Below are 12,883 nucleotides of genomic sequence, written 5' to 3' on the forward strand. Positions count from 1 at the left end.
AGTGGTTTTTTATAATTAGTATTGTAAAACTTAAACTAGAATCTTTTCCCTATACTAAAACCATACGAATATGATTTGTATTCTTCTTTCCAGTCATAAATAAAAGAGGGCGCAATTTCCCAACCATTTGCTATTTCAATTTCGTATTCTAGACCTGCTTTAATAACAAAAAAGTTTTTAGTGCTTTCACTAAACTCTACTTCAATTCCTGGGCCTAAAAATATCCCTAAATGATGGTTAATGTTATATTTTGCAACAGCATTAGTAATTAATACATTTAACCGTTCTTCTTCCTGTTCATCAGCTAGTTTAATCATATAATTGTCAATTTCCATATCAACAATTGCACCTAAAGACCATTTTTTATTTAAGCTGTAAAAATAATCTACTCCAATAGTTGGAACCCATTTCCCAGTACTTTCTTCATGAGTTTCATGTTCGTAGAAGGCGGAAGTAATATGTGTAAATCCAGTATAAAAAGCTAGTTTATGCTTTCCGTGTTCTTCTGTAAAATTAGTGTTTTCATTGTGATGTTCTTGAGCTGTAATTACAAAGCTAAAAAGCATTGCAATACAGAAAGTGATTTTTGTATATGTATTCATTTTTCTATTAAAAATTAAGTTGGCAAATGTAAAAAAACACTTAAAATAAATTTACTTTTTACATTTATTAATCGCACGGGAAGTTTAATTTAAAATCTTTCTAAACAAAATTTTTATTGATAATTGGGAATAAAAAAACCACCCTAATTGGGTGGTTTTTGATTTTCATAGCAATTTTCCAAACTACTTACTTCCTAAAAGTAAAAATTCATTACAAACAACTTCTGTTATATAGCGTTTGTTACCGTCTTTATCGTCGTAAGTTCTAGTAGTAAGTTTACCTTCAATGGCAACTTCTTTTCCTTTATCAAAAAGTTGTTCAATTAGTTCTGCGGTTTTGTTCCAAGCAACAACATTATGCCAATCGGTATTTGTTATTAATTCTCCCGAAGCATTTTTATATTTTTCATTAGTAGCAATACTAAATTTTGCTAATTTTTTTCCAGATTCTAAATTGATAATTTCAGGAGCATTTCCTACATGTCCAATTAATTGTACTTTGTTTCTTAACGTATTCATAAGATAAGTTTTTTATTAAAGTTGAAAATCGTTCGGTCATTTCAACAGTGCAAATATTGGTAGCATTTTTTAATTTATTCGGGTGTTAGTTGTTTACTTTCGTATGTAAACGTTTGTAGTCGTTTGTAAACGGTTATTATTTTTAGTATATTTAACAAACTACTACTAAAAACTACTATTATGATTATTGATTTTAAAAATGAAATATGGAAGCCGTATAGAGAGGAAACTTGGGCTTTAGAAGATGAATATTTAGTTTCGAATTACGGAAGAGTAAAGCGGAAAAAAATAAATGAAGAGAATTGGAAGTTATCTAAAACATCGTTAATAAACGGTTATGAAAGTTTTTGGATTTCAAAAGTTCATTTTAAAAGTACCACCTCATGTTATACGCATAGGTTAGTTGCTATATTGTTTTTGGAGAAAAGAGAGGATCAAAAATTTGTAGCGCATTTAGACTTTGATAAATTAAATAATAAAGCTTCTAATTTAAAATGGATGGATAGAAGTGAGCTCACAGTTCATTTAAAAAAGAGTCCTCATATTGCAAAACGTTATGGAAAAAGAACGTATTCAAAATTAAGTGAAGCAAAAGTAAAGCTGATAAAAAAGAAAATATTTGACCCAAATAGAAGGACTAGAATGCGTTTAATTGCGAAACAGTTTGGTATTTCTGAAATGCAATTGTATCGCATAAAATCTGGTGAAAACTGGGGCAGCGTAACAATAGATTAATTTAAAAACAATTATGAAAAAGAATTGTTTAGAGTGCAACGAACCATTTGTAGGGAGAGTTGATAAAAAATTTTGTTCAGATTATTGTAGAAATGCTTACAATAACAAAATTAATAAAGAGAGTAAGAATTTAATACGAAATGTGAATAATAGATTACGAAAAAATTACCGAGTTTTATCTGATTTAAATTCAACAGGAAAAACAAAAATTACAAGAACAAAGTTATTGGATAATAATTTTGATTTCAATTTTTTCACTTCTATATATACAACCAAAACTGGTAACACTTATTTTTATGTGTATGATCAAGGATATTTGCCTTTAGAAAACGAGTATTTTCTATTAATTAAAAAGGAATAGAATGTTTAAAAAATACCATCAGGTAATTTCATTATTACTTATAATTACTTCAGTAGTATATAGTTTTTATGCGTTAAAGCCATCAGAAAACATAGAATATACTTCTAATTTATCTCAATTTTCTTATGAAAAGGCATTAGACCACCTTCATAATATTACAAATAAACCTCATTTTCCTGGAGTTGAAGAACACACAATAGTGCGTGAGTATTTGGTTTCAGAATTAAAAAAAATAGGGCTTCAGGTTGAAATTCAAGAGCAATTAGCAATAAATAAAAAATGGAAATCAGCTGTAAATGTTAAAAATATTATTGCCAAAATAAAAGGTTCTAATTCTGGAAAAGCGTTGTTGCTATTAACGCATTACGATTCTAATCCACACTCTTCACTAGGAGCTAGTGATGCCGGAAGTGGAGTTGTAGTTATACTAGAAGGTGTTAGAGCATTTTTAGCTAAAAATAAAACCCCAAAAAACGATATTATAATTTGTATTACCGATGCTGAAGAGCTAGGCTTATTAGGTGCAAAGGCTTTTGTTAATCACCATTCTTGGGCAAAAGATGTTGGTTTGGTTTTAAATTTTGAAGCCAGAGGAAGCGGAGGTCCAAGTTATATGTTACTAGAAACCAATGGAGGAAATAAAAACCTTGTGGAAGCTTTCCATAAGGCAAATGTTAATTATCCAGCAGCAAATTCTCTAATGTACAGTGTTTATAAAATGCTACCTAATGATACTGATTTAACAGTTTTTAGAGAGGATGGAGATGTTGATGGTTTTAATTTTGCATTTATTGGAGATCATTTTGATTATCATACTACTCAAGATTCTTATCAAAGAATGGATATGAGCTCGTTAAAACATCAAGTAGATTATTTAACAAATTGTTTAAATTATTTTTCCAATGCTAGTTTAGAGAACCTAAAGGCTGAAGAAGATTATGTGTTTTTTAATTTCCCAATTGTTGGAATGGTGTATTTTCCATTTACTTGGGTAAAATTACTTTTTGTAATATGTGTAGTTTGGTTTATAGCAATTGTGGTTATTGGATTTGTTAAACAAAAATTAATTTTAAGAAGTGTGTTAAAAGGATTTGTTCCTTTATTGCTATCATTATTTTTTACAAGTTTATTTGCCTTCTACGGTTGGAAATTATTATTAAAAATTCATCCTCAATATAACGATATTTTACAGGGATTTACCTACAATGGTTATTACTACATTGCTTGTTTTGTTGCCTTTGCATTGGCTATAACATTTTGGTTTTATAAAGGTTTCTTTAAAAAACGAACAGCAAAAGATTTATTAATTGCGCCTTTATTTTTATGGATAGCTTTAAATGAATATGTAACTTTTAATTTAACTGGAGCAGGTTTTTTTATAATTCCAGTGTTTGTAATGTTAATTATTTTAACGTCACTTATTTTCTCTAAAAAAGAATCAAAAGGAAATTATTTAGCCACAATTTTAGGGATTCCAGTACTTATAATTTTTGTGCCATTTATTAAAATGTTTCCAGTTGGTTTAGGCTTAAAAATGCTAGTGGTAAGTACCTTATTTACCGTTCTATTATTTGTAGTATTTATTCCAGTATTTAGTCAATATACAAATTATAAAAAGTTAGTAAAGCTTTTTGCTGTAATTGGTTTACTAGCGTTGATTTCGGCAACTTTTTATTCGGGATTTAATAAAGAAAGAAAGCAACCAAATAGTATTTTGTATACACTAGATTCTAATAAAAACAAAGCTTATTGGGCTAGTTATAATTCAAATTTAGACTCATTTACTAAACAAGTTTTAGGAGAAAAACCTATTAAAGGAAGTTACAATTCAATAGCAACTTCAAGTAAATATAAAACTAAAATAAAATGGTATAAAAATGCTGAAGTTAAGAATCTAGAGAAACCTAATATTCAAATTTTATCAGATACAATTTATAATGAAAAACGAAGAATATGTTTAAGTATTTCTTCAAACAGAAAGGCAAATCGAATTGAAATATTAGCAAATAACACTATTAAGTTTAAAGAGTTTAAAGTGAATGATGAAACTTTAAATAAGGATAATAATAATTATGTTGTAGAAGTTGACAAAGAATTATTGTTAATCTATTATATATCGCAAGAGAATGAAATTATTGATTTAGAATTTGTAGTAAACAAAAATCAAAAGTTTGATTTAGATATACTTGAAGCAAAGTATGATTTGTTTACAAATCCACAATTTAAAATTAATCCTAGAACTGAAGAAATGATGCCGATGCCTTTTGTATTAAATGATGCAACAGTAATCAAAACTAATATTAGATTTTAAAATGAAAAAATATTTTCTGCTATTTACAATACTAATACTAATAGTTTCATGCATAAATGAAATTAAAAAAGATAAAGAATTAGAATCTATAATTGAAGAACTCAAACCAAAATTAAATGCTAAAAGCACAGAATATTTATATCATTTTGCATTTGACTGCATAGATCAAGAATACCCAAATAAATTAGGACAAGTTTTGGGTGATGCAAGTTATTTAAAAGAGCCATCAGAATTGCACCCAACATTTTATGGATGTTTTGATTGGCATTCTTCTGTTCACGGACATTGGACGTTGTTAAATATTTTAAAAGAACAACCAAATTTTGAATTTAGAGAAGAAGTTTTAGAAAAGTTAATAGCTAATATTACAAAGGAAAATATTTTAAAAGAAGTAGCTTATTTTGATAATGTTCACAACAAGAGTTTTGAGCGAACTTATGGTTGGGCTTGGCTTTTAAAAGTAGCTGAAACTTTACAAGATTGGGATACAAAAGAAGCCAATAAACTTTATTTAAATTTAGAACCTTTAGTTAAGCTTATTGAGCAGAAGTATATTGAATTTCTTCCAAAATTAAACTATCCAATTCGAGTTGGAGAGCATTCAAATACCGCATTTGGAATGTCCTTTGCATTAGATTATGCAAAAAAATATTCACCAGAATTAGAGCAGATAATTATTGAAAAAGCAAAAGAATATTATTTAAATGATAAAGATTGTCCAATTACTTGGGAACCAAGTGGATTTGATTTTTTATCGCCATGTTTGCAAGAAGCTAGTTTAATGATGAAAGTATTACCTAAAGCTGAATTTATTGATTGGTTAGATAAATTTTTACCCAATTTTAGAAACAATCCTTCTAAATACCTTCAAATTGCTGAAGTAACTGATAGAAGCGATGGTAAATTAGCTCATTTAGATGGTTTAAATTTTAGTAGAGCTTGGTGTTTGTATGAATTAGGCAATACTTTAGATAATATTAAAATGATTAATTTGGCAACAAAACACTATAATTATAGTTATAAAAAAATGGACTCCGGCGAATATGCGGGAGCCCATTGGTTAGCGTCTTTTGCGCTATATGCTGTATTAAAAAGTAATTAACCTTAGTATTGAGTAATTTTCATTGTATTAGCCATACCACGTTCTCTAACTGGCATTGAAGTAATATTAATAGCGAAATCACCTTCTTTTAAATACCCTTTTTTGGCTGCTAAATTGTTAATATCTTCAATTGTTTGATCGGTACTTACAAATTTATCATAATAAACACCTTTTACTCCCCAAAGTAAGTTTAGCATTGCTAATATTTTTCTATTAGAAGAAAATACTAAAATATTTGATTTTGGTCTCCATGATGAAACTTGAAAAGCTGTATAACCTGTAGCTGTTAAAGTGGTAATAACTTTAGCGTCTATAGAATTTGCCATTAAAGCAGCTTGATGACAGATAGTTTTTGAAATATAACGCTCATTAACACATTGAATATATTCTTTAGGAATTGAAATTAAAGGTGAATTTTCAACATTTTCAATAATTCTACGCATTTGTTGTATAACTTCTAAAGGATATTTTCCCATAGCTGTTTCACCAGAAAGCATTACGGCATCTGCACCATCCATAATTGAGTTTGCAACATCGTTAACTTCTGCTCTAGTTGGCACTTGATTGTCTATCATAGTTTCCATCATTTGAGTTGCAATTATAACTGGAATATGTGCTTTTTTTGCAGCTAAAACTAATTTTTTCTGAATAAGTGGAACACTTTCCATAGGAATTTCAACACCCAAATCACCACGCGCTACCATTAAAGCATCACAAGCAGCAGTAATTTTATCAATATTTTTAAGTGCTTCAGGTTTTTCAATTTTTGCAATAATTGGAATTTTATGTGCTGAATGTTCCTTTATAATATCTTGTAAAATAGCAATATCATCAGGAGTTCTAACAAAAGATAAAGCAATCCAATCTACTTCTAATCCAATAGCAAAAAGAACATCTTTTCTATCTTTTTTAGTAAGTGCTGGTAAAGAAATTGCAGTGTTTGGTAAATTAACTCCTTTTTTAGATTTTAATGGACCTCCACGTAATACTTTAGTAGTTACATTTTTTTCTCCATCAGTATCAGTAACTTCAAACAGTAGTTTACCATCATCTACCAAAATATGTTCTCCAACTTTTACATCTTTTGGAAAGTTTTGGTAAGTCATAAATGCTTTTTCTTGTGTGCCTTCACATTTTTCTGTAGTAAAAGTAAAAGTATCTCCAACGTTAAGTTTAACGCCATCTTTCATTTTACCAACACGTAATTTTGGACCTTGTAAATCAGCTAATATACCTACGTGATATCCTCTTTCTTCATTTATTTCTCTTATAAAATTCACACGTTTTTCAACTTCATGGTATTCTGCGTGAGAAAAGTTTATTCTAAAAACATTTACACCACACTCCATCATTGATTCAATAATTTCTTTGTTATTTGTTGCTGGTCCTAGCGTTGCAACAATTTTTGTGCGTTTTGTGATTTTTGCCATATTTAAAATATTAGGTGATTTTTTGATTTTAATGTATTAGTTTCAATTATATATGAAGTAATAATTTGCTTAAGATTATTCAATTTATTAATTAGATTTAGAGCTAAAGCTCTATTACAACCCTCTATTTTTAGAAAATAATCAACACGTTTTTTTTCTGGAATTAAATAAGAAATTGTGGTGTAATTACCATTAAATAAACCTCCAGTATTTTTATTTTCTTTTACTTGAGTATCTTTATTGTTAATTAAGTAGTAGTTTTCTAAACTACTATTATCTTTAAATTCGAACAACGGAAATTCTGCGGTTGAATTTTGAAAATCTAAAGTTTGTTGAAATCTAATAAATTTAGTATTTAATTGTTGATTTAAAAGGTATGCTAATTTATAATCTTCTTCGGTTGAATGAATACCTATTAAGGTAAATTCTTCATCATCTAATTCAAAGGTTAAAATAGCCATACTATTGTATTACTTCTTAATTTTGCTAAAATACTATTGTTTATGTTTAGTAACTAATAATATTACGAAATCGTATTCGTTAATTTAAGCTCGTTTCAATTTCTTCTTGAAAGGCGTAATAGGCTCTTTTTGAAGCTGTTTCTTCTGCTTTTTTCTTTGAAGTTGCGCGTCCTTTAGCTACAATTTTACCGTCTAAATGTAGTTTTACACTAAAGTGTTTAACGGTGTCATTTCCTGTATCTTCGTATACATCGTATAAAAAGTCTTTTTTAATTTTTTGACACCATTCTATAAATAAACTTTTATAGCTTGTAATTTTACCTTCTAACTTTGGAACATCTACATAAGGAACTATTACACGTTTAAAAATAAATTTTTTACTATAGTTGTATCCTCTATCTAAATAAATAGCTCCAATTAAAGCTTCAAATATATTACCGTGTATGTTTTCTCCAAATTTTGAACGAGCAACATTACTTTTAACAAAACGTAATAAATCTAAATCTTTACCAAGTTCATTTAAGTGCTCTCTACTTACAATTTTTGAGCGCATTTGCGTTAAGTATCCTTCGTCTCCAGAAGGAACTTTTTCAAACAAATAGGCAGCAATTACAGCACTTAACATGGCATCTCCTAAAAACTCAAGACGTTCATAGTTCATTAGATTACCTGTTTGTTTATTAAACTTTTTTATAGATCTATGAATAAAAGCTTTTTTGTAAAATTGTATATTTTTTGGTGCGAAACCTACTATTTTTTTTATTTCAACAGCAAAGGCCTCGTCTTTTGTAGATCGAGAATCAATAATTTTACGAATGAAATTCATTCATTACTATTTGTTTTAGTCGAGTTTTTTAAATAGAACACAAGCATTGTGTCCTCCAAACCCAAATGTGTTACTCATTGCAACTTTTACATCGCGTTTTTGAGCTTTGTTAAAAGTAAAGTTTAATTTACTGTCTATTTGATCGTCATTTGTACTATGATTAATAGTAGGAGGAACTATTCCTTTATTAATAGCAAGTATAGATGCAATAGCTTCAACAGCTCCTGCAGCACCTAATAAATGACCAGTCATTGACTTGGTAGAGTTTATGTTTAAATTATAAGCGTGTTCACCAAATACTTCGATAATTGCTTTTGATTCAGCAATATCTCCAAGTGGAGTGGCTGTACCGTGCATGTTAATAGCATCAACATCTTCAGGTTTTAAACCAGCATCTTTTAAACAGTTTAACATTACATTTTTTGCTCCTAACCCTTCAGGGTGTGGTGCTGTAATGTGATAAGCATCAGCAGATAATCCACCACCGCCTATTTCAGCATAAATTTTTGCTCCTCTTGCTTTTGCATGTTCGTATTCTTCAAGAATAAGAGCTCCAGCTCCTTCTCCTAAAACAAATCCATCTCTGTTTTTGTCAAAAGGTCTAGATGCAGTTTCATACTCGTCGTTATTTGTAGAAAGTGCTTGTAATGAGTTAAAACCACCCATTCCAGCAATTGTAACCGCAGCCTCTGAACCTCCAGAAACCATAACATCTGCATATCCTAAACGAATGTAATTCATTGCGTCTATTAATGCATTTGAAGATGATGCACAAGCTGATACTGTAGCAAAATTTGGACCTCTAAATCCATATTTAATAGAAATTTGACCAGGTGCTATATCAGCAATCATTTTTGGTATAAAAAATGGGTTGAATCTAGGAGTGCCATCACCATTAGCAAAGTTTATACATTCGTTTTGAAATGTTTCTAAACCGCCAATTCCAGCTCCCCAAATAACACCAACTCTATCTTTATCCATGTTTTCTAGATCAAAATTAGCATCGTTAATGGCTTCATCAGATGCTACTACAGCATACTGTGTAAATCTATCCATTTTACGTGCTTCTTTTCGATCAATATAATCTCGAACTTCGAAATTTTTGAGCTCACAAGCAAAACGAGTTTTGAACTTGGATGCATCAAAATAGGTTATTGGAGCAGCACCGCTAACACCGTTAACAAGACCATTCCAATATTCTTCTACGTTATTTCCAATTGGAGTCAATGCTCCAAGTCCAGTTACTACTACTCGTTTTAATTCCATATAAAAATTACTTTTTCGCGTCTTCTATATAGCTAATTGCTTGACCAACTGTTCCAATGTTCTCTGCTTGATCATCTGGAATTTGAATATCGAATTCTTTTTCGAATTCCATAATTAACTCAACTGTATCAAGTGAGTCCGCTCCTAAATCATTTGTGAAGCTTGCTTCAGTTGTTACTTCATTCTCGTCAACGCCTAATTTATCAACGATAATGGCTTTTACTCTTGATGCAATGTCTGACATAATTTTCTAATTTTAAATTTAATTACTTGGCAAAAATAAAAAACTTTATTTAAAACAATCTCTTTTAATTTATAAAAGATGTTATGTGTGCATAATAATTGTAAATTTTTTAAATTATTCAAGTAAAAGTTACTAATAATTTGTTTTATTTTTGAGCAATATTTTAATTGTATGAAACGTATTATAATACTGGCTTCAGGTTCTGGGACAAATGCCGAAAACATTATAAAGCACTTTAAAGGTAGCAATTTTATTTTTGTTACTCAAGTGCTTTCTAACAAGAAAGATGCCAAAGTTCATGAAAGAGCTAAAAACCTAAATGTAAGTAGCTTAAGTTTTAATAGGAAGGATTTTGTTGAAACAGATTTAATTTTAGATTTATTAAAAGAAAAAGCTGATTATATAATTTTAGCTGGGTTTTTATGGAAAGTACCTCAAAAAATTATTGAAGCTTTTTCAAATAGAATTATAAATATTCATCCTGCGTTATTACCAAAATATGGTGGAAAAGGAATGTATGGTATGAATGTTCATAAAGCTGTAGTTGATAATAATGAAAAGGAATCTGGGGTTACAATTCACTACGTAAATGAGAATTATGACGAAGGTGCAATCATTTTTCAAGCAAAAATTGAGGTAGAATCGTCAGATTTGGCTGAAGATGTTGCTCAAAAAATTCATGAATTAGAATATAAATATTTTCCAAAAGTAATTGAAGAAGTAATTTTGAAAAATGGCTAAAAAAAAGTTTTATGTAATATGGCAAGGTCATAAAACAGGTGTTTTTACCTCTTGGAATGTTTGTAAAAAACATATTGAGAATTATAAAGGTGCTCAATACAAATCTTTTTTATCTAAAGAAGAAGCCGAAAAAGCGCTAGAGGGAAAGTACGAAGATTATAAAGGGAAAGACACCAAAAAAGTAAAACTTTCTTCTGAAGAATTGAAATTAATAGGTAATCCAATTTACCCTTCCATATCTGTTGATGCGGCTTGTAGTGGAAACCCAGGGAAAATGGAGTATAGAGGAGTAGATTCTAAAAGTAAAAAACAACTTTTTATTCAAGGACCTTTTGAAAAAGGAACTAACAATATTGGTGAATTTTTAGCCTTGGTGCATGGTTTGGGTTATTTAAAACAAAAAAATAGTCAATTACCAATTTATTCAGATTCTAAAATTGCAATGAGCTGGGTAAAATCAGGTCAATGTAGAACTAATTTACAAATCACTTCGGAAAATAAAGAGTTGTTTGATTTTGTAAAGCGAGCTGAAACGTGGTTAAAAAATAACACGTATGCTACCAAAATATTAAAATGGGAAACTAAAGCTTGGGGAGAAATTCCTGCTGATTTTGGTAGGAAATAACTTATTCTTTAGAAAATTCCGTTAGCTTCAACATTAATTCATTAATTTTTAGTGGAATATTGGCACTATCAAAATTAAATATGTACTCTTTTTCTTTGAAAAGAATACTCATATTAATTGGTATTGATGAATCATTTGCAAAATTATCTGTTGAAGTATTATTTTGAATTTCAGAAAAATTAATATCAGTTAATATATTGGCAATTGTGTCAATTTGATTTTTTGAAAGTTCAATGTTTTTTTTATCACTATTTTTTATAATATCAAGTAGGTTTTTATTTAACGATAATTTATAATGGTATCCTCTTGTTCGTGCTTCATAATTAATAGTAATATTTTCTTGGCTTTTACAAGAAGTAAAAGTTAAACAGCAAAATATAATTGCTAAACTAAATAGATTTCTCATAACCTAAATATAATAAAAAAGAGGCTAAATATTTAGCCTCTTTTTTATTTTTTATTAGTTAGTTTTATGGGTGTAGATTTTCTCTAGATCCACCAGGAGCAAAAATAGCTCTCATTCTAGTTTTTTGACCTTCGGTAAACATATTCATACAAGCATCATCAGTATAATCCATATAATTCATAGTCATATCATTTGATTTGCAATTAACAGTAGGGTATGATGGGCAACCGTAATTAGCGCCATCAGAACTTGGTGTGTCGTCAACAAAATCATCTTGGCGACATCTTCCATCTCCCCAAATATGGCGTAAATTTAGCCAGTGACCAACCTCGTGAGTTGCAGTTCTACCTTTGTCAAATGGAGCTGTAGCACTTCCTGTTGTTCCAAAATATTGAGGTGAAATTACAACACCGTCAGTTGAAGCACTTCCTCCAGGAAATTGAGCATAACCTAGTATTCCGCCACCAATATTTGCAACCCAAATTGTTAAATGTCCAGAAACAGCTGGGTAGACAGATTTCACTGTGTTGTTTGTTCCCCAACTAGAAGTTGAATTAGAACGTCTGTCAACTGTTGCTAAAGTGAAATTAATATCTATATCTGCAGCTACACCTTGAAATTCAGAAGGAATGTCATTGTAGTTTGTGTCGTTAAAATCGTTGTTTAGAACAGTAATTTGAGAATTAATTTGAGAGTCACTAATATTTTGGCTTGAATTGGCATAAATAACATACACATAAACTGGGATATTGATAGTGCCTAACCCATCATCAACTGGATCTGTTCCGCCTCCAGTATCTCCACCCCCATTGTTTCCACCGCCTGGATTTCCATCAGGTTTTTTTGCTGTAATAAATTGTCTTGTGTGTTTTTCAACATTGTACATTTTCTGGTACAACCCTGGATTTTCGTTTAGTTGACGATTTAAAACATGCATTGAATAGCATTTGTCTTCAGATCCTTGAGAAGATTTAGCAGTTGTTCCGTTATCATCTTTATCAGTGTAAAGATAGAAATCACTCATGTCAACTTCAGAAATTTCTTGGGTAGGAATAATTTCGTTAGAATCGTTGTTGCAAGAAACAGCAACCATGGCAATTACTGTTAGAGATAGGATTAATTTTTTCATTGTTTTGGTGAAAATTTAAATTAGTAATTTTGGGATCTCTTTAAAATGAGATGAGCGAATATATTAAAAAATAGTTAAAAACAAAATACATAGGTAAAATAACTGTTAAAAAAATGAAAAATACA

15 protein-coding genes are annotated in these 12,883 nt (G+C 29.6%); 6 read left to right on the top strand and 9 right to left on the bottom strand.

What is annotated here, in order from left to right:
• Positions 1-35: 35 nt before the first annotated feature.
• Entirely contained in the window at positions 36-602 is a 567-nt protein-coding gene (locus R3X25_RS05480; protein WP_317672657.1) for a DUF481 domain-containing protein, read from the bottom strand.
• Positions 603-785: 183 nt separating this feature from the next.
• Positions 786-1,121 (bottom strand): single-stranded DNA-binding protein, encoded by a 336-nt coding sequence (locus R3X25_RS05485; RefSeq protein ID WP_317672659.1) that lies wholly within the window; start codon positions 1,119-1,121, stop codon positions 786-788.
• A 180-nt stretch (positions 1,122-1,301) separates the two neighbouring features.
• Here R3X25_RS05485 and R3X25_RS05490 point away from each other — a divergent pair, with 180 nt between their 5' ends.
• Genes R3X25_RS05490 through R3X25_RS05505 form a run of 4 tightly spaced genes read left to right on the top strand, consistent with a single transcriptional unit; the run spans position 1,302 to position 5,630 of the window.
• A complete protein-coding gene (locus R3X25_RS05490; protein ID WP_317672661.1) occupies positions 1,302-1,856 on the top strand; it encodes an HNH endonuclease in 555 nt (184 codons plus the stop codon).
• Positions 1,857-1,869: 13 nt separating this feature from the next.
• A complete protein-coding gene (locus R3X25_RS05495; protein ID WP_317672663.1) occupies positions 1,870-2,217 on the top strand; it encodes a hypothetical protein in 348 nt (115 codons plus the stop codon).
• Position 2,218: 1 nt separating this feature from the next.
• Positions 2,219-4,528, top strand: coding sequence for a M28 family peptidase (locus tag R3X25_RS05500; protein WP_317672665.1), 2,310 nt, complete (start codon positions 2,219-2,221; stop codon positions 4,526-4,528).
• Between the two features lies 1 nt (position 4,529).
• Positions 4,530-5,630, top strand: a complete 1,101-nt coding sequence (locus R3X25_RS05505; RefSeq protein ID WP_317672667.1) for a DUF2891 domain-containing protein — start codon at positions 4,530-4,532, stop codon at positions 5,628-5,630.
• 2 nt (positions 5,631-5,632) lie between these two features.
• On the opposite strand, the gene pyk is transcribed toward R3X25_RS05505, so the two are convergent.
• The 5 genes from pyk to R3X25_RS05530 form a co-directional block, all read right to left on the bottom strand.
• Positions 5,633-7,060 carry a pyruvate kinase gene (pyk, locus tag R3X25_RS05510; RefSeq protein WP_317672669.1) on the bottom strand — a complete coding sequence of 476 codons (1,428 nt, stop codon included), beginning with the start codon at positions 7,058-7,060 and terminating at the stop codon, positions 5,633-5,635.
• 2 nt (positions 7,061-7,062) lie between these two features.
• Complete coding sequence (locus tag R3X25_RS05515) at positions 7,063-7,521, bottom strand: IPExxxVDY family protein (protein WP_317672671.1); 459 nt, start codon at positions 7,519-7,521, stop codon at positions 7,063-7,065.
• Positions 7,522-7,600: 79 nt separating this feature from the next.
• Positions 7,601-8,347 carry a ribonuclease III gene (gene rnc, locus R3X25_RS05520; RefSeq protein WP_317672673.1) on the bottom strand — a complete coding sequence of 249 codons (747 nt, stop codon included), beginning with the start codon at positions 8,345-8,347 and terminating at the stop codon, positions 7,601-7,603.
• A gap of 15 nt (positions 8,348-8,362) precedes the next feature.
• Positions 8,363-9,613: a beta-ketoacyl-ACP synthase II gene (gene fabF / locus R3X25_RS05525; RefSeq protein WP_317672675.1), complete on the bottom strand. Its 1,251-nt coding sequence runs from the start codon at positions 9,611-9,613 to the stop codon at positions 8,363-8,365.
• Positions 9,614-9,620: 7 nt separating this feature from the next.
• On the bottom strand, positions 9,621-9,857 hold the full coding sequence (locus R3X25_RS05530) for an acyl carrier protein (RefSeq protein ID WP_089380648.1): 237 nt from the start codon (positions 9,855-9,857) through the stop codon (positions 9,621-9,623).
• Between the two features lie 171 nt (positions 9,858-10,028).
• Between R3X25_RS05530 and purN the strand changes: the two genes are divergently transcribed.
• Positions 10,029-10,598: a phosphoribosylglycinamide formyltransferase gene (gene purN / locus R3X25_RS05535; RefSeq protein ID WP_317672680.1), complete on the top strand. Its 570-nt coding sequence runs from the start codon at positions 10,029-10,031 to the stop codon at positions 10,596-10,598.
• The gene (locus R3X25_RS05540; protein ID WP_317672682.1) at positions 10,591-11,223 is read left to right on the top strand and encodes a ribonuclease H family protein; all 633 of its coding nucleotides are present in this window, start codon (positions 10,591-10,593) and stop codon (positions 11,221-11,223) included. The genes purN and R3X25_RS05540 overlap by 8 nt, the downstream gene beginning before the upstream one ends.
• 1 nt (position 11,224) lies before the next feature.
• Here the strand turns inward: R3X25_RS05540 and R3X25_RS05545 are convergent, their stop codons facing one another.
• Together R3X25_RS05545 and R3X25_RS05550 are read right to left on the bottom strand one after the other, a co-directional pair.
• Positions 11,225-11,629: a hypothetical protein gene (locus R3X25_RS05545; protein WP_317672684.1), complete on the bottom strand. Its 405-nt coding sequence runs from the start codon at positions 11,627-11,629 to the stop codon at positions 11,225-11,227.
• 64 nt (positions 11,630-11,693) lie between these two features.
• Positions 11,694-12,758, bottom strand: a complete 1,065-nt coding sequence (locus R3X25_RS05550) for a zinc metalloprotease (protein ID WP_317672686.1) — start codon at positions 12,756-12,758, stop codon at positions 11,694-11,696.
• Positions 12,759-12,883 lie beyond the last annotated feature (125 nt).

Source organism: Lutibacter sp. TH_r2 (assembly GCF_033101135.1).
Lineage (GTDB): Bacteria > Bacteroidota > Bacteroidia > Flavobacteriales > Flavobacteriaceae > Lutibacter.

Excerpts from the sequence above, each read along its gene's own strand:
- pyk (WP_317672669.1), bottom strand. The coding sequence starts at position 7,060 with ATGGCAAAAATCACAAAACGCACAAAAATTGTTGCAACGCTAGGACCA.
- R3X25_RS05530 (WP_089380648.1), bottom strand. The coding sequence starts at position 9,857 with ATGTCAGACATTGCATCAAGAGTAAAAGCCATTATCGTTGATAAATTA.
- R3X25_RS05515 (WP_317672671.1), bottom strand. The coding sequence starts at position 7,521 with ATGGCTATTTTAACCTTTGAATTAGATGATGAAGAATTTACCTTAATA.
- R3X25_RS05500 (WP_317672665.1), top strand. The coding sequence starts at position 2,219 with ATGTTTAAAAAATACCATCAGGTAATTTCATTATTACTTATAATTACT.
- R3X25_RS05480 (WP_317672657.1), bottom strand. The coding sequence starts at position 602 with ATGAATACATATACAAAAATCACTTTCTGTATTGCAATGCTTTTTAGC.
- R3X25_RS05540 (WP_317672682.1), top strand. The coding sequence starts at position 10,591 with ATGGCTAAAAAAAAGTTTTATGTAATATGGCAAGGTCATAAAACAGGT.
- rnc (WP_317672673.1), bottom strand. The coding sequence starts at position 8,347 with ATGAATTTCATTCGTAAAATTATTGATTCTCGATCTACAAAAGACGAG.
- R3X25_RS05485 (WP_317672659.1), bottom strand. The coding sequence starts at position 1,121 with ATGAATACGTTAAGAAACAAAGTACAATTAATTGGACATGTAGGAAAT.
- R3X25_RS05545 (WP_317672684.1), bottom strand. The coding sequence starts at position 11,629 with ATGAGAAATCTATTTAGTTTAGCAATTATATTTTGCTGTTTAACTTTT.
- fabF (WP_317672675.1), bottom strand. The coding sequence starts at position 9,613 with ATGGAATTAAAACGAGTAGTAGTAACTGGACTTGGAGCATTGACTCCA.
- R3X25_RS05495 (WP_317672663.1), top strand. The coding sequence starts at position 1,870 with ATGAAAAAGAATTGTTTAGAGTGCAACGAACCATTTGTAGGGAGAGTT.
- purN (WP_317672680.1), top strand. The coding sequence starts at position 10,029 with ATGAAACGTATTATAATACTGGCTTCAGGTTCTGGGACAAATGCCGAA.
- R3X25_RS05490 (WP_317672661.1), top strand. The coding sequence starts at position 1,302 with ATGATTATTGATTTTAAAAATGAAATATGGAAGCCGTATAGAGAGGAA.
- R3X25_RS05505 (WP_317672667.1), top strand. The coding sequence starts at position 4,530 with ATGAAAAAATATTTTCTGCTATTTACAATACTAATACTAATAGTTTCA.
- R3X25_RS05550 (WP_317672686.1), bottom strand. The coding sequence starts at position 12,758 with ATGAAAAAATTAATCCTATCTCTAACAGTAATTGCCATGGTTGCTGTT.